Origin of the sequence: Cryobacterium ruanii (assembly GCF_004404055.1) — a bacterium.
Classification (GTDB): Bacteria; Actinomycetota; Actinomycetes; order Actinomycetales; family Microbacteriaceae; genus Cryobacterium; species Cryobacterium ruanii.
The window spans coordinates 188,721-204,797 of the sequence record NZ_SOHK01000014.1; the positions used below are offsets into that span (position 1 = coordinate 188,721).

The 16,077-nt window shown below is 64.2% G+C and carries 12 protein-coding genes; 9 read left to right on the top strand and 3 right to left on the bottom strand.

The annotated features are described in order from the left end of the window. Positions 1-84 precede the first annotated feature (84 nt). The 4 genes from E3T47_RS09480 to E3T47_RS09495 all read left to right on the top strand — a co-directional run bounded on the left by E3T47_RS09480 (position 85) and on the right by E3T47_RS09495 (position 6,315). Positions 85-1,047, top strand: a complete 963-nt coding sequence (locus E3T47_RS09480; RefSeq protein ID WP_134555832.1) for an aldo/keto reductase — start codon at positions 85-87, stop codon at positions 1,045-1,047. A gap of 154 nt (positions 1,048-1,201) precedes the next feature. Then, positions 1,202-2,935: an ABC transporter ATP-binding protein gene (locus E3T47_RS09485; RefSeq protein WP_134555833.1), complete on the top strand. Its 1,734-nt coding sequence runs from the start codon at positions 1,202-1,204 to the stop codon at positions 2,933-2,935. Then, entirely contained in the window at positions 2,932-4,896 is a 1,965-nt protein-coding gene (locus E3T47_RS09490; RefSeq protein WP_134555834.1) for an ABC transporter ATP-binding protein, read from the top strand. Before E3T47_RS09485 ends, E3T47_RS09490 begins: the two co-directional genes overlap by 4 nt. Positions 4,897-4,998: 102 nt before the next feature. After that, entirely contained in the window at positions 4,999-6,315 is a 1,317-nt protein-coding gene (locus E3T47_RS09495; RefSeq protein WP_134555835.1) for a DUF4192 domain-containing protein, read from the top strand. Positions 6,316-6,388: 73 nt separating this feature from the next. Here the strand turns inward: E3T47_RS09495 and E3T47_RS09500 are convergent, their stop codons facing one another. Next, the gene (locus E3T47_RS09500) at positions 6,389-7,819 is read right to left on the bottom strand and encodes an aspartate aminotransferase family protein (RefSeq protein WP_134555836.1); all 1,431 of its coding nucleotides are present in this window, start codon (positions 7,817-7,819) and stop codon (positions 6,389-6,391) included. Between the two features lie 5 nt (positions 7,820-7,824). Beyond that, on the bottom strand, positions 7,825-8,307 hold the full coding sequence (locus E3T47_RS09505; protein ID WP_134555837.1) for an Lrp/AsnC family transcriptional regulator: 483 nt from the start codon (positions 8,305-8,307) through the stop codon (positions 7,825-7,827). A gap of 123 nt (positions 8,308-8,430) precedes the next feature. Here E3T47_RS09505 and E3T47_RS09510 point away from each other — a divergent pair, with 123 nt between their 5' ends. The 5 genes from E3T47_RS09510 to E3T47_RS09530 all read left to right on the top strand — a co-directional run bounded on the left by E3T47_RS09510 (position 8,431) and on the right by E3T47_RS09530 (position 14,887). Then, positions 8,431-9,867, top strand: a complete 1,437-nt coding sequence (locus E3T47_RS09510; protein ID WP_134555838.1) for a gamma-aminobutyraldehyde dehydrogenase — start codon at positions 8,431-8,433, stop codon at positions 9,865-9,867. 101 nt (positions 9,868-9,968) lie between these two features. Then, positions 9,969-10,772, top strand: coding sequence for a PP2C family protein-serine/threonine phosphatase (locus E3T47_RS09515; RefSeq protein ID WP_338419389.1), 804 nt, complete (start codon positions 9,969-9,971; stop codon positions 10,770-10,772). 30 nt (positions 10,773-10,802) lie between these two features. Beyond that, the gene (locus tag E3T47_RS09520; RefSeq protein ID WP_134555839.1) at positions 10,803-11,156 is read left to right on the top strand and encodes a zinc ribbon domain-containing protein YjdM; all 354 of its coding nucleotides are present in this window, start codon (positions 10,803-10,805) and stop codon (positions 11,154-11,156) included. Between the two features lie 12 nt (positions 11,157-11,168). Further along, positions 11,169-11,765 (top strand): FHA domain-containing protein, encoded by a 597-nt coding sequence (locus tag E3T47_RS09525; RefSeq protein ID WP_134555840.1) that lies wholly within the window; start codon positions 11,169-11,171, stop codon positions 11,763-11,765. Between the two features lie 98 nt (positions 11,766-11,863). After that, entirely contained in the window at positions 11,864-14,887 is a 3,024-nt protein-coding gene (locus E3T47_RS09530) for an FtsK/SpoIIIE domain-containing protein (RefSeq protein ID WP_134555841.1), read from the top strand. Positions 14,888-14,889: 2 nt separating this feature from the next. Here E3T47_RS09530 and ald read toward each other — a convergent pair whose 3' ends face one another. Next, on the bottom strand, positions 14,890-16,005 hold the full coding sequence (ald, locus tag E3T47_RS09535) for an alanine dehydrogenase (protein ID WP_134555842.1): 1,116 nt from the start codon (positions 16,003-16,005) through the stop codon (positions 14,890-14,892). Positions 16,006-16,077: the final 72 nt, after the last annotated feature.

The window sequence follows — 16,077 nt, forward strand, 5'->3', positions numbered from 1 at the left end:
CACCTCGCGGGTTTCGGACATGGGTGCATGGCCAGCGAATGCCTGTGCCTGTGCAGGAGACCGCTGCGCGCCTATTCTGGAGGAATGGCTCAGATTGAATATCGCAGACTTGGCTCCTCCGGCCTGACCGTGTCGACGATCGGTCTCGGGTGCAACAATTTCGGTCGTACCGGAACCGCGTCGGAAAGCCAGGACGGCACGACAGCAGTGATAGATGCGGCCTTCGAAGCGGGGGTGACACTGTTCGACACCGCCGATATCTACGGCGCTGAGCGCGGACTGAGCGAAACGCTCATGGGCCATTCCCTCCGCGGCAAGCGCGACCAGATCGTGCTCGCTTCGAAGTTCGGCATGGACATGGGCGGGCTGAACGGTCCGGACTGGGGCGCACGTGGCTCGCGCCGGTACATCCGCCTGGCCGTCGAGTCGTCGCTCCGACGGCTGCAGACCGACTGGATCGACCTGTACCAATTGCACGTTCCCGACCCGTCGACACCAATCGAGGAGACTTTGGCCACGCTGCATGATCTCATCACCGAGGGCAAAATTCGTTATATCGGTCACTCGAACCTGGCCGGCTGGCAGATCGCCGAGGCCGAGTTCACGGCCCGGATGAACGGGCATCCACCCTTCATCTCCAGCCAGAACGAATACAGCTTGCTCGTGCGCGACGCCGATGACGAGGTGCTGCCGGCGGTCAACGCCTACGGCCTCGGCTTTTTGCCGTTCTTCCCGCTCTACAACGGCCTGTTCACCGGCAAGTTCTCCCGCGCAGGCGGACCGGCCGACAGCCGGATCATGATGATCCGGCGCCATCTCGCCGACGACGCTCCCTGGGACAAGATCGAGCAATACCAGGAGTGGTGCGACGCGCGAGGGGTGACCATGTTGGCGGCGACGTTCGCCTGGCTGCTGGCCCAGCCGGGGCTGACGAGCGTCATCGCGGGTGCCACAAAACCAGAGCAGATCACCCAGAACGCGGCCGCGGCAACGTCCTGGAGACCTTCTGCCGACGAAGTCGCTTACGTATCGAACCTCTTCGCCTGACCGCCCGGAGTGGCGTCAGCGTCAGAGTCGGCGATTTATGCGCAGGGCGCAATACTTCGGTCGAAGACGTGCCGGAAAGAGTGCACTATTGCATCAGTGGATGCTGCGCCGGCCCATTTGTCGGGCAGACCACCGTTTTCACTAGGAGTTTGCCGTGCTGTGGTCCCTGCTCGTGCGTTACCTGCGTCCATACTGGCAGCTGCTATCAGGGGTGGTCGTTTTTCAACTGGCCCAATCGATCGCCTCCCTCTTTTTGCCCACCCTCAACGCCGACATCATCGACGAGGGCGTAGCCACGGGTGACACCGGTTACATTCTGCGCGTCGGCGGCCTCATGTTGCTCATCACCCTCGCCCAGATCGGGTGCGCGATCGTTGCCGTATATTTCGGTGCCAAAGTCGCCATGAAGGTCGGTCGTGACCTTCGCAGCGCCGTGTTCAGCCGCGTTGGCGAATTCTCCGAGCAGGAAGTCACCCGGTTTGGAGCTCCTTCGCTCATCACCCGTTCCACCAACGATGTGCAGCAGATGCAGATGCTGGTGCTGACCACCTGTACCCTGCTGGTCTCGGCGCCGATCCTCAGCGTCGGCGGTGTGATCATGGCGATTCGCCAGGACGTGCAGCTGTCCTGGCTCATCGCTGCAAGCGTGCCAATCCTGCTCATCGCCGTGGGACTCATCATCGTGAAGATGGTTCCGCTGTTCCGCAAGATGCAAACCCGCATCGACACCGTCAACCGGGTGCTGCGGGAACAACTCACCGGCATCCGGGTAGTACGCGCGTTCGTGCGCGAAGACGTCGAGTTCGCTCGGTTTGCGAAGGCCAACCAGGATGTCACCGAGGTCGCACTGAGTTCTGGTCGCCTGATGGCGCTCATGTTCCCCATCGTCATGCTCGTACTCAACGTCTCGAGCGTCGCCGTGATCTGGTTCGGCGCGTTCCGTATTGAAGACGGTTCGATGCAGGTCGGCACGCTCATCGCCTTCCTCAGCTATCTCATGCAGATTCTCATGGCCGTCATGATGGCCACGTTCATGGCCGTCATGATTCCGCGTGCGGCTGTCTCAGCCGATCGCATCGGCGAGGTGCTCGCAACCGAATCGAGCGTCGTACCCCCGTCCAACCCGGTGAACGTGACGGTCGGCCAGGGTGAGCTTGAACTACTCGATGTTGGATTCGCCTATCCCGGCGCCGAACAGCCGGTGCTGCGCAACGTGAGCTTCATCGCCCGCCAGGGTGAGACCACCGCGATCATCGGCAGCACCGGCAGCGGCAAGACCACCCTGGTCAACCTGCTCCCGCGGCTGTTCGATGCCACGAGCGGCTCCGTACTCGTAGACGGCGTCAACGTGCGCGATCTGAGCCCCGACCTGCTCTGGGGCCACATCGGTCTCGTGCCACAAAAGCCCTACCTGTTCTCCGGATCCGTGCGCAGCAACCTGCTCTACGGCAAACCGGATGCGACCGACGAGGAACTCTGGGAGGCCCTCACCATCGCCCAGGCTCGGGAATTCGTCACGGAGATGGACGGCGGCCTGGACGCACCGATTGCGCAGGGCGGTACGAACGTGTCTGGTGGACAGCGCCAACGCCTCGCGATCGCCCGTGCCCTGGTGAAACGGGCGGAGCTGTACATTTTCGACGATTCGTTCTCGGCCCTCGACCTCACCACGGACGCCCGACTGCGGCTCGCCCTCAAACAGAGCACCAATGACGCCACCATGGTCATCGTCGCCCAGCGAATATCGAGCATCATCGATGCCGACCAGATCCTGGTGCTCGAAGACGGCCGCATCGTCGGCCGGGGAACTCACGAACACCTGCTCGAGTCGAACACCACCTACCAGGAAATTGTGTCATCCCAGCTCACCGCGGAGGACGCGGCATGAGCGAGACCCGTGCCGACGACACGCCGGCCCCGCGTCCGCAGCGCGGCGGTGGCCCCTTCGGCGGCATGAGCCTGCCGGCCGAAAAATCGATGGACTTCAGCGCATCGGGCAAACGCCTGCTCGGTAAGCTGCGCCCTGAGCGTCTTTGGCTGGCCCTCGTGCTCGCGCTCGCCGTGATCAGCGTCACCTTCTCCGTGCTCGGCCCGCGTCTGCTCGGCGAGGGTACCAATCTGATCTTCTCCGGCGTTGTGTCCAAGGGCCTGCCGAGCGGCAGCAGCCAGGCCGAGGTGATCGCGGGACTGCGGGCTGCCGGCAATACCACGCAGGCCGACATGCTCAGCGGCATGACGCTCACCCCAGGGCTAGGCATCGACTTCGCCATACTCTCCACCGTGCTGTTCTGGGCACTCGCACTGTATGCGCTGTCGAGCGTGTTCAGCTGGATGCAGGCTTACGTGCTCAACGGCGTCGTACAGCGCACGGTCTACCGGTTGCGTGAAGAGATCGAGGTGAAGATCAACCGGCTGCCGCTGAGCTATTTCGACAAGAAGCCGCGCGGTGAGCTGCTTAGTCGCGTGACCAACGACGTCGACAACATTTCGCAGAGCTTGCAACAGTCGCTCAGCCAGGTGGTGACCAGCCTGCTCACGGTCATCGGCGTGATCGTGATGATGGTCATCCTCTCGCCACTGCTGGCCCTGATCGCGCTCGTGACCGTTCCGCTGACCCTGGTGATCACCGCCTTCATTGCCAAACGTTCCCAGAAACTGTTCGTTGCCCAGTGGGCCAACACCGGGGAACTGAACGGTCAGATCGAGGAGACGTTCACCGGTCATGCCCTGGTCAAGGTGTTCGGCCAGCAGAAAGAGGTCGATGCTCGGTTCAAGGCCAAGAACGACGAACTCTATGAGGCTAGCTTCGGTGCCCAGTTCATCAGCGGCTTGATCATGCCGGCGATGACCTTCATCGGCAACCTGGTCTACGTCGCCATCGCCGTTATCGGTGGCCTGCAGGTCACCTCCGGTGCCATGCAACTCGGCGACGTGCAGGCGTTCATCCAATATTCCCGTCAGTTCACGCAGCCGCTCGCGCAGCTCGGATCGATGGCGAACCTGCTGCAGTCGGGTGTCGCATCCGCTGAGCGCGTCTTCGACCTGCTCGATGCCGATGAGCAAAGCGAAGACCCGGATCCTGCCGAGACGCCAGACGAGGTGCACGGTCGCCTGGTCTTCGAGAACGTGTCGTTCCGGTATGCCGTAAACAAACCGCTGATCGAGGAGCTCAGCCTGGTGGCGGAACCTGGGCAGACCATCGCCATCGTCGGTCCCACCGGGGCAGGCAAGACCACGCTGGTCAACCTCATGATGCGATTTTACGAGATCGACTCCGGGCAAATCCTGCTGGACGGCGTCGACGTCGCGACCATGACCCGGCACGACCTGCGCAGTCGTATGGGAATGGTGCTGCAGGACACCTGGCTGTTCGGCGGCACGATTCGCGACAACATCGCCTACGGCCGACCGGATGCGACGGAGCAGGATATCCTCGCCGCTGCCACCGCAACCTACGTCGACAGGTTCGTGCACTCGCTGCCCGACGGATACGACACCGTGCTCGACGACCAGGGCAGCAACGTGAGCGCCGGCGAAATGCAGCTGCTGACCATCGCCCGCGCATTCCTCGCGCAACCGAGCGTGCTCATTCTCGATGAGGCGACCAGTTCGGTGGACACCCGCACCGAGGTGCTCGTGCAGAAGGCCATGAGTGCCCTGCGGGCCGAACGCACGAGCTTCGTCATCGCCCACCGCCTGTCAACGATTCGCGACGCCGACCTGATCCTGGTGATGGAGTCTGGGCGCATCGTGGAGCAAGGCAACCACGTGCAACTCCTCGCCGCGAACGGTGCCTACCAGGCCCTGTACGCCGCACAGTTCGCCGCGCCAGTCGCCGACGAGGTCTAGAGCCTCCTCTGCGTCCTCCTCCCCAACGTGTCGCCTGCCCGATTGAACCCCAGATTCGGTTGAGCTTAGATCCGGGGCGCCGCGGGCGGGCACAGTGGCGGCATGCATCCCACCATTGTTAAAGCCCAGAAGGCCCAGGACTTTCTGGCACTCGTTCCCCAGCTGCTCGGTTTTACTCCTGAGACCAGCGCCGTGATGATCGCGTTTCGCGGCAACCGCACCTGCGGCGCCCTGCGCTTCAACCTTCCAGACGACGGCGCACCGCACAAGGTGTACAAACGCATCGCGACGACCCTCGCCGGGATGCTATGCAAGATTGCCGGAGTCGACGCCGTCATTCCGGTCATCTACACGGACGATTCGTTCGGCGGTACGCCCGGCATTCCAGGCGAACAGTTTGCCGAAATTCTGAACCGGAGACTCGAATTGAGCGGCTTTCTGCTGCGCGACTCCCTGTGCGTGGCAGCGGATGGCTGGGGCAGCTACCTCGATCCGGACTGCCCGGCGGGTGGGCATCCGCTCAGCGATATTGAGGAGTCGCCGATTTACGAGGCGGTGAACCAGGAATCAGCAACCGAAACGCCGCAACCGCTCGGCACGCTCCAGAATGGCCTGGACCCGATCGAGGTCAGTCTGGCGACCCGGGAACGCCTGGCCCGGATGTATCGGCGGTACCGGCATCTGCTTGCGCGGGCCGAGAACGCTCCAGAACTTTTCCCCACCCTGGGGTTTGTCTTAGATCCGGTAGCGATCGCCGAGGCGGCGCTCACCTGGCCGAATCCACCACCCGAAGAAGACGTCGCGGCGCTGCTCGTGCTGGTGCAGTCTCCGCCCATCCGCGACCAGATCATGCTGCAATTCGCGTTCGGACATGACGAAGGCCTGCGCGCTCGCGCGATCAACCGGCATTATGCATTGCTCCAGAACGAAACTGGGCGGAGCCTCGACGACCTGGTCGCCGAACAATTCAATGTCGGCGACCCGACCGCCAAACACACCAGCGACATCATGTTGGGCCTGCAGCCAGAACGTCCGGACATCGACCGGATCCGCATTGCGATCAGACTGCTGCGCTTCCTCGTTGCGATGGCACCGCGGTCGGCCAAACCGGCGCCGCTCTGCATGCTGGCCTGGCTGTCCTGGGCCCTTGGCAGCGGTTCCGTGGCCGGATTCTTTGTGGACCAGGCGCTCGCCATCGACTCGCAGTACAGCATGGCTACACTGCTGGACCTGCTTCTAAAGTCCGGGCACTTGCCGGAGTGGGCGTTCGCGATCCCGCGCGACGATGAGGAGGGCGACGACTACGAGAACGATAAGGACTTCGGCGAAGGCGCCGGTCTGAGCGACGATGCCCTGTGGTTCTTCGAAGGCGAGAACGACGAAGATGACGAGGAAGACGCCCGCGCCGCTGATCATTGAGAGGGGGGTGGAGAGCCACGGCGACTCGGCCTCCGTGTGGATTTCAGGCCGGGTCGCCGTGCAGCGAGGTGCTTTAGATGTACTTCGGTGCCTCCGACAGCACCCCGTGCAAGATGTCGCCGATCTCGGCGAACTCCTTGGGACCGATGGTCAGCGGGGGAGCGAGCTGAATGACCGGGTCGCCACGGTCATCGGCGCGGCAGTACAGGCCGGCCTCGTAGAGAGCCTTCGACAGGTACCCGCGCAGCAGCCGCTCCGACTCCTCATCGTTGAACGTTTCCTTGGTGCCCTTGTCCTTGACCAGCTCGATGCCGAAGAAGTACCCGGCGCCGCGCACGTCGCCGACGATCGGCAAATCGAGCAGTTTCTCCAGCTCCTTGCGGAACAGCGGCGAATTCTCGCGCACGTTCTCGTTGAGTTTTTCCTCTTCGAAGATGTCGAGATTGGCCAGCGCCACAGCGGAGGAGACCGGGTGGCCGCCGAAGGTGTAGCCGTGGTAGAAGGTCGTGTCGCCGTGTTTGAACGGTTCGTAGATGCGGTCGCTCACGATGGTCGCCCCGATCGGCGAATATCCGCTCGTCATGCCTTTGGCACAGGTGATCATGTCGGGCTGGATGCCGTAGGTCGTCGACGCGAACATGTTGCCGATCCGACCGAACGCCGTGATGACCTCGTCCGCGACCAGGAGCACGTCGTACTTGTCGCAGATTTCGCGCACGCGCTTGAAGTAGCCGGGGGGCGGCGGAAAGCATCCGCCAGAGTTCTGCACGGGCTCCAAGAAGACGGCGGCGACGGTTTCGGGGCCCTCGAACTCGATCATCTCTTCGATGCGGTTGGCCGCCCACAGGCCGAACATTTCGAGGTTGTCGCCAAGGCCGAGGCCGGGGCTCATCTCATCAGCGCGATAGAAGTTCGTGTTGGGAACGCGGAACCCACCGGGGGTGACCGGCTCGAACATCTCCTTCATGGCGGGGATGCCGGTGATGGCAAGCGCACCCTGCGGCGTGCCGTGGTAGGCGACGTTTCGCGAGATGACCTTGTGCTTGGTGGGACGACCCATCAGCTTCCAATAGTACTTGGCGAGTTTGAACGCGGTCTCGACGGCTTCACCGCCGCCGGTGGAATAGAACACCCGGTTGAGGTCGCCGGGAGCGTAGGAGGCGAGCCGGTCGGCGAGTTCGATCGCGTTCGGGTGGGCGTAGGACCAGATCGGGAAGAAGGCGAGTTCCTCGGCCTGCTTCGCGGCGACTTCGGCAAGACGCTTGCGTCCGTGGCCGGCGTTGACCGTGAACAGGCCGCTCAAGCCATCGATGTACCGCTTGCCCTTGGAATCCCAGATATGGTGACCCTGGCCTTTGACGATGATGGGAACTCCAGCTCCGGATTCCATCACCGACTGGCGGGAGAAATGCATCCAGAGGTGGTCCTTGGCCTTTTGCTGCAGCTCGGCGTTGTGGGCGTCGCTGTATGCCATCGGTGCATCGAGGGATGTCGTGAGAGTCATTTTTTTTACCGTGTTCCCCAGTTATAGAACTGTTTGTGGAGTTTGAGATAAACGAACGTCTCAGTGGAGAGGACTCCATCGAGATTGCGAATCTTGGAGTTGAGTAGTTCGAGCAGTTCGTCGTCGTCTTCGCAGACGACCTCGGCGAGAATGTCGAAGGTGCCGGCGGTGAGTACGACGTAGTCCACGGCATCGATTGCGGCCAGCTGTTCGGCCAGTACGCGGGTGTCGGCCGAAGCGCGAATGCCGATCATGGCCTGGCGAAAAAACCCCAGCTGCATCGGGTCTGTTACAGCGACGACCTGCATGACGCCGGAATCGGTGAGTTTCTGAACCCGCTGGCGCACTGCCGCCTCACTGAGACCGACGGCTTTGCCGATTTCCGCGTACGACCGACGTCCGTCAGCTTGCAGCTGTTCGATGATTTTTTTCGACACATCGTCAAGCTGCGCCGGCTTGGGTGAGGGACCACGCCTTTGTCCATTCATGCATCGATTCTGTCAGTCCAAGTGCACTTCGGCAAGCGAATCCGTCGCCCATAATGCAAATCACTGAGCATTTCACTTGTGAATCTGGGTGTAAATCAAATTGAAATAGGTACACTGGGCCGCATGAGCGCCCCCGAACTACGCAACTTCATCAACGGCCAGTACGTCGATTCCACAGCGTTGGATCGTTTCGACCTCGTCGACCCCGCCACTGAAACGGTCTACGGCAGCAGCCCGGTGTCGAATGCGACCGACGTGGACACGGCCTACCGCGCTGCGGCATGCGCTTTCGAAATTTGGGGAGAGACGACGCCGGCGGTGCGGCAGCTCGCGCTGTTTCGCATAGCGGATGCGATGGAGGCGCGGGCCGACGAATTCGCCGACGCCGAGTCGCTCGACACCGGCAAGCCGCGCTCCACCCTCGTCGACGATGAGATTCTGCTGTCGGTCGACCAGATTCGCTTCTTCGCCGGCGCCGCCCGCAACCTCGAAGGTCGCGCGGCCGGCGAGTACATGACCGACCACACCTCGTTCGTTCGGCGTGAACCGATCGGAGTCGTAGGCCAGGTCACACCCTGGAACTACCCCCTCAATATGGCGGTCTGGAAGTTCGCCCCCGCGCTCGCCGCCGGCAACACCACGGTGCTCAAACCGTCTGACACGACCCCGAGCGCAACCCTGCTTCTCGCCGAGGTTGCGGCGGAGTTTCTGCCCAACGGCGTGCTCAACGTGATCACCGGCGATCGCACGACCGGTGCGGCCATGATTGATCACAAGACCCCGCAGCTCGTGTCGATCACCGGTTCGGTGCGGGCCGGGATGGCTGTCGCCGAAGCCGCGTCACACGACCTCAAGCGGGTGCACCTCGAACTCGGCGGCAAAGCCCCGGTGATCGTGTTTGACGACGCTGATGTCGAGCTCGCCGTCGCCGGGATCGTCGCCGCCGGCTTCTTCAATGCCGGCCAGGACTGCACCGCGGCCACGCGGCTGCTCGTGCAGGCCGGTATTCACGATGAATTCGTCGCTGCCCTCGCTGCCTACGCCAGGGACAACGCCCGCACCGGAGCCCCCAGCGAGCAGGGAATACTGTTCGGGCCGGTCAACAACGTCAACCAGCTCTCCCAGGTGTCGGGCTTCGTCGACCGGCTGCCCGACCACGCCGTGCTCGAACTCGGCGGACATCGGGTCGGCAGCATCGGATATTTTCATGAAGCGACCATCGTGAGCGGCCTGAAGCAGACCGACGAGGCGGTGCAGCAGGAGATCTTCGGCCCCATGATGACGGTGCAGCGCTTCACCGACGAGGCCGAGGCCCTCCGCTGGGCGAACGACGTGCAGTACGGTCTGGCGTCGTCGGTCTGGACCCGCGATCACGGTCGCGCGATGCGCTTCGCCAAGCACCTCGATTTCGGTTGCGTGTGGATCAACACTCACATTCCCATCGTTGCCGAGATGCCGCACGGCGGTTTCAAACACTCCGGCTACGGCAAAGACCTCTCGATGTATGGCTTCGAGGATTACACGCGCATCAAGCACGTGATGAGCTACATCGGGCACTAGGTGCGGTGGCCGCGAGTGGTGGCGTTATTATGATTCAAGTCCTTCGGTGAACGTTGGAACGCCGGGGACGATTTCGTGCCCACACTCGGAAGGCACTATTCGTGACCCAGATCGGTCAAGGTTCGACCGAATTTCGTGTCGAACTGCCCAGCGTGGCAACGACGCTGACGCTGGCGTGGGCAGCTCTGACCGATGTCGGTCATCGCCGCGAGGTCAACGAAGACAGCCTTCTCGCCGCGCCACCGCTGTTCGCTGTCGCCGACGGCATGGGCGGTCATTCGGCCGGCGACGTGGCGAGTGCGGCCGTTGTGAGCCGGCTCGCCGAGCTCTCGGGAACGCTCGTAACCGAGGCCGGTTCGATTGACCGGGCACTCGCTCTCGCGGTGGAAGACATGGCGCAGGGTGTCGGGGTCACGGATCAGGGCACCGGAACCACGGTGACCGGCGTCGCGCTGGCACTCGTCTCGGACGCCGTCAGCTGGATTGTGTACAACATCGGCGACTCCCGGGTCTACCAGTTGACCGACGGTGTTCTCGAGCAGGTCACCAGCGACCACTCGGTCGTGCAGGAACTCGTCGACGCCGGACGCATCACCCGCGAAGAGGCAGACGTGCACCCGCACGGCAACATCATCACTCGCGCCGTCGGCTTTCACGAACCGCCGATTCCCGACTACCGCCTCCTGCCGATCCAGGCCGGCATGCGCATCCTCGTCTGCTCCGACGGGCTCACCAAAGAACTCACCTCATACGGAATCCGTCATTTTCTGCTCGAACAGAAGCTCGCAGCAGATGCCGTCGCGGCAATGGTCGAGGCCGCCCTGGAAAACGGTGGTCGCGACAATGTCACCGCGATCGTCGTCGATGTGTTGGCGGTCGAACCCTGCGCGGCGCCTGAACCCTGACCGCGCCGCTCATCGGAGGGGCCGCGTATTATGGAACGAGTGAATGAGACTCTGCCGCCGTGCCCAGAATGCTCCAGCGATCTGACCTATGAGATGGGCTCGCTGCTAGTGTGCCCGCTCTGCGCCCACGAATGGTCGAACGAACCGGTCGAAAAAGAGCAGGAGGCTGTCGTCAAGGATGCGTTCGGGATCGTGCTGACCGATGGCGACACCGTTTCGATCATCAAGGATCTCAAGGTCAAGGGCCAGTCGTTGTCGATCAAGGTCGGCACCAAGGTTCGCAATATTCGGCTCGTTGATCCGGTCGACGGGCACGACATCGACTGCAAGGTCGATGGGTTCGGTTTCATGCAGCTCAAGTCCAGCTTGGTCAAGAAGGTCTAGGTTCAGCCGATCGTGACGTGTCAGATTTGCGGGGCCTGGTTGCCGGTCGGCGCCATGTTCTGCGGTGAATGCGGAAGCTCCCGCACCGCCACGGTTCAGTCGCGCAAGCGCCCGGACCCTCGCCCGAACGACACGACGATCATTGCACGCCTGCCACGCCCGACCGTCATCATTTCCGTGCCGATACCCGCGGTTGTTCCGGTGCCGGTGCGTGCCGCTGCGGTCGTGACCGCGGTGCCGTCTCCCGCAGACGCCGCGGCGCCGATTGCGGCCCTGCCGACTCACGCGACCTTCGTGCTGAACTTCAGTGCCGGCCAACGCGTCTCGGTGCACGGTTCCGGCCTGATCGGACGCAAGCCCCTTCCCCAACCCGACGAAATCTTCGACGCCCTCATCCGGGTAGCGGATGCCGATCGTTCCGTCTCAAAGACCCACCTCGAATTCGGCCAGCACGACGGCGAATTCTGGGTCAGCGACCGGGTCTCGGGCAACGGCACGGTCATCCGACGCCCCGGCGAAGCGGCCGAGCAGCTCGAACCGGGGCGACGGTACGTTCTGCCGCGTGGCACCCGAGTCGAAATCGCCGACCATTCCTTCAGCGTCGCCTGACCGGGCACAGGCTCCTCCACCGCCGACGAGAACGCCGATCGAACACCGATAGGCCGATCGCGGTCGTTCCTTGACGGCCAATCTGGTCTGCTGGACGGGTGTCCACCGCCGATGAGACCCTCTCCCTGCCGCCCGCGCCAGCCGCGATGACGCCGGCCGGGTTTCCGATAATCGCCACGGTGGCGCCCCTCGCCACGGCCGGGCTGATCTGGATGATCACCGGCTCGGCCTTTGCGCTGATCTTCGCGGTCCTCAGCCCGGTCATTGCGGTGGCCAGCATGTTCGATTCGAAACGCTCGCGCCGCAATCGTCGCCGAGCCGAGACGGCCTCGCACACCGAGGCGGTGGCGCTGCTGCGCACGGTCATCGCTGAGCGTCAATCCCGCTGGCGCGACGAAGCCTGGCAACACACACCATCGGCCCACACTATTGTGCGCGGCGGTGCGGCGGCCGCACGCTGGCGGCAAACGGATGCCGCGCTCGTTGCGCTGGGAACAGGCCCGGTCGCGAGCGGCATCCGACTCGGCGGGGCGAGCGCCCCGAACGAGCACCGCGAGTTGCTGAAATGGGCTGCGATCGTGACGGGTGCTCCGATCGTCGTCGACCTGACGCACGGCCTCGGCATCGTCGGGCCAATTCCGCTCGCTGATGCCCTCGCCCGATCCGTACTCGTGCAACTCTGTTTCGCAGTGCCGCCAACCGACCTGCGTGTCTCCAGCGAGACCGGTCCGCAGACAAGCGACTGGGGCTGGGTGGCGCAGCTTCCGCACGCCACACCAACGTCGGGCCGCCTCACGATTATGTTGCGAACCGACACCGCCTCAAGACCGCGCACCGCCGCACACCCACGTTCCGAAGCAGATCGTGGGCGGCTTCTTCTGGTTCTGGCGTCGCGCCTCGAAGACCTGCCCCCCCGTTGCGGAACAGTCGTCTGGGTAGGCGGACCGGCGCGCGCACAGATCATCCGAGCGCCGAACCGAGCGCCGCCCATCGATTTCTGCCCGGAACTGCTGGCCCGCGCCGAAGCGGCCGACTTCGCCGTGACGCTTGCCGAGCAAGCCCGGGCCGCCGGGCTCGTCACAACGGCCGGGGCGCTCCCCGCCACGGTCTCCCTGACGGATCTGCTCCGGCTCGGCACCGGTCCCTCGGTGACCGGCTCGGCGATCGGCTCGGTGACCGGCTCGAGGTTCGACCGGGCGTCGGCCCCACCGAGCCTCGACTGCCTGATCGGTATCGGCCCAGCCGGGCCGGTGCGCATCGATCTCGTGCAATCCGGACCACATGCAGTGGTCGGGGGGACCACCGGTAGCGGCAAGAGTGAGCTCCTAACCACCTGGGTCGCAGCGCTGGCGGCGACCTATTCGCCCAGCCAGGTGAACTTTCTGCTTATCGACTTCAAGGGCGGCGCTGCCTTTCAACCGCTCGGGCGACTGCCGCACTGCGTCGGCCTCATCACCGACCTCGACCCGAACACGGCCGCACGCGCCCTGGCCAGTCTCGGCGCCGAACTTCGCTATCGTGAGCGGATGCTGAGCGCTGCCCGGGCGCGGGACGTGACCGACGTGAGGCTGGAGCATCCGCTGCCCCGCCTGGTCATCGTCATCGACGAATTCGCGACCATGCTCGGCGTGTTTCCCGAATTGCACGCCCTCTTCGTTGATATTGCCGCGCGTGGACGGTCGCTCGGCGTGCATCTGATCCTGTGCACGCAACGCCCGGCCGGGGTCGTGCGCGACGCGCTATTGGCCAACTGCAGCCTGCGCCTGTCACTGCGGGTGAACAACCGCGCCGATAGCCAGGCCGTGATCGGAACCGATGCCGCGGCCGCGCTGGCACCGAAACAGCCCGGCCGCTGTCTGGTCGCCACCGAAGCGGGCGAACCGATGCTCTGCCAGGTCGCGACGACCGGGGAAAGTGACATTGCGAGCATCGCGGCAGCAACTTCGACGGCCCCATCTCTGACGGCCTCATCTCTGACGGCCCCATCTTTGAAGGCTCCCCGCCGTCCGTGGCTCGACGCGCTCCCATCGATGGTCACCGCTGCCGATCTGGCGGCCGCAAACGCCGAGCTGCCGGGCTACCCCTTGGGCTTGCTCGACGAGCCGGAGCACCAGCGCTACCGCGTGTTCGCCTATTCTCCGAAAATCGACGGGCATCTGCTCGTGGTGGGCGGAGCCGGTTCGGGCAAATCCACGCTGTTGAACACGCTGACCCGTGCGGCCGACGAAAAGGCCCTGGTCCAGCTGGTCGTTGCCGACGTCGAATCAGCCTGGGACGCCCTCGCCAGTATCAGCGCACGGGTCGAGACCGGTCAGCAAACGGCGGCGTCACCCCGGTTGGTGATGTTCGACGATTTCGACTCCGTGTGCGCTCGCTGGCAGCCCGACCACCGGCTGGCCGCTGTTGACCTGCTCACCGGGCTGCTGCGCGACGGACCATCCGCCGGTGTGCACGTTGTCGTCGCCGTGCAACGGCACACGAGCCTCGTTCCCGGACTGGCCGCCCTGTGCCAGAGCACCCTGCTGCTGAAACTGCCCACCGTGCAAGACCACCTCGCCGCGGGAGGACAATCAGCCAGCTATCATCCCTCGCTGCCGGCAGGCGGAGGAGTCTGGCGCACCCTGCGCGTGCAACTTCTGGCACCTGTTCTGTCTCAGGCGCCGACCCCGCCCGCTTCGTCACTGTCGCCCCTGCCCTGCTGCGGCCCGCTTTTGATCGTGTCGGCCTCACCCGCGAGCACCGCCACCCGGCTGCGCGCTGTCCTGGGCCTGTCGGTGACCGAGCTGGCAGGAACGAGCGGGCCGGCGGCATCCGCCCTACAGGTCTTGGGGGAAGGCAGCCAAATGGATGCTGCCGGCCAGCTGGTCGTCGTCGGTGACGCCGAAACGTGGCAGGCGCACTGGACGCTGTTGGCGAAGCTGCGCGGCCAGACTGCGAGCGGCCAGGCCTCGGGTGCCCAGGCTACGAGCGTGGTCTTCGATCGGTGCAGCCTGTCGGATTTTCGGCTGCTCAGCCACCGGCGGGAGCTGCCGCCGCCGCTGGCTCCCGGGCGTGGGCGCGTCTGGGTGCTGCACTCGGACGGTGAGGTGACCCGGGCGATGCTGCCGGAACCCGACCGGTGACGCTACAGCAGAACCTCGGCCACCGGCCGGTACGGCAATCCGTGGGCGAGCGCCACGGGAGCACTGGTCAGCCGACCGGCGAAGGTATTGAGCCCCTGGGCAAGCGCGGCGTCCGCGCGCAGCGCGTTGACCCATCCGAGGGTAGCGAGGGCCCGCACATAGGGCAGCGTGGCGTTCGTCAGGGCATAGGTGGACGTGTGCGGCACGGCACCGGGCATGTTTGCGACGCAGTAGAACAAGGACTGGTGCACGGTGAACGTGGGATCAGCGTGCGTGGTCGGATGGCTGTCAGCGAAGCACCCTCCCTGGTCGACGGCGATATCCACGAGCACGCTTCCCGCTTTCATCCGCGACACGAGTTCGTTGCTGACCAGTTTGGGTGCCTTGGCACCCGGAATCAGCACCGAGCCGATCACCATGTCGGCCTCCGATACGGCCTTATCGATTTCGAAGCTGTTCGAGGCGATCGTCTTTACCCGGCCGAAGTGCAGCGCGTCGATCTCGCGCAGCCGGAACAGGTTGGTGTCGAGCACGGTCACCTCGGCGCCGAGGCCAAGCGACATCTGCATCGCGGCGGTGCCCGCGACACCACCGCCGAGCACGACGATCTTCGCCGGATGGGTACCGGGAACGCCGGGTACCAACAGGCCGGGGCCGCCGTTCGGCTTGAGCATGGCATTGGCTCCGACGATCGGCGCGAGGCGTCCGGCGACCTCACTCATCGGCGCCAGCAGAGGCAGGGACCGCGACGGCAACTGCACGGTCTCATAGGCGATCGCTGTGACACCGCTATCGAGTAGTGCCCGGGTCAGCTCGGGTTCGGCCGCGAGGTGCAGGTAGGTGAACAGAACGAGGTCGGCGCGAAAATAGCCGTACTCGCTCGCTACGGGTTCCTTGACCTTGAGTAGCAGATCGGCGGCTGCCCAGATGCTCGCGGCGTCCGGCAGAATCGTCGCACCGGCCGAGGCATACTGCTGATCACCGATTGAAGAACCGACGCCGGCGTCGGCCTGCACGAGAACCTCGTGACCGTGCAATACGAGGTCGTGCACCCCCGCCGGGGTGATCGCAACCCGAAACTCATTGTTTTTGACCTCGGTGGGGATGGCAATGCGCATGGTGCCCCTCTCTCGAAGAGTGCTCCTGTACCTAGGTGGTCAGCGCAGCTGCCCGCCACCACCCTAGTCTTG

Bases quoted from the DNA above. Each gene is read 5' to 3' on its own strand.
- E3T47_RS09480 (WP_134555832.1), top strand. From the start codon at position 85: ATGGCTCAGATTGAATATCGCAGACTTGGCTCCTCCGGCCTGACCGTG.
- E3T47_RS09490 (WP_134555834.1), top strand. From the start codon at position 2,932: ATGAGCGAGACCCGTGCCGACGACACGCCGGCCCCGCGTCCGCAGCGC.
- E3T47_RS09495 (WP_134555835.1), top strand. From the start codon at position 4,999: ATGCATCCCACCATTGTTAAAGCCCAGAAGGCCCAGGACTTTCTGGCA.
- E3T47_RS09500 (WP_134555836.1), bottom strand. From the start codon at position 7,819: ATGACTCTCACGACATCCCTCGATGCACCGATGGCATACAGCGACGCC.
- E3T47_RS09505 (WP_134555837.1), bottom strand. From the start codon at position 8,307: ATGAATGGACAAAGGCGTGGTCCCTCACCCAAGCCGGCGCAGCTTGAC.
- E3T47_RS09510 (WP_134555838.1), top strand. From the start codon at position 8,431: ATGAGCGCCCCCGAACTACGCAACTTCATCAACGGCCAGTACGTCGAT.
- E3T47_RS09520 (WP_134555839.1), top strand. From the start codon at position 10,803: ATGGAACGAGTGAATGAGACTCTGCCGCCGTGCCCAGAATGCTCCAGC.
- ald (WP_134555842.1), bottom strand. From the start codon at position 16,005: ATGCGCATTGCCATCCCCACCGAGGTCAAAAACAATGAGTTTCGGGTT.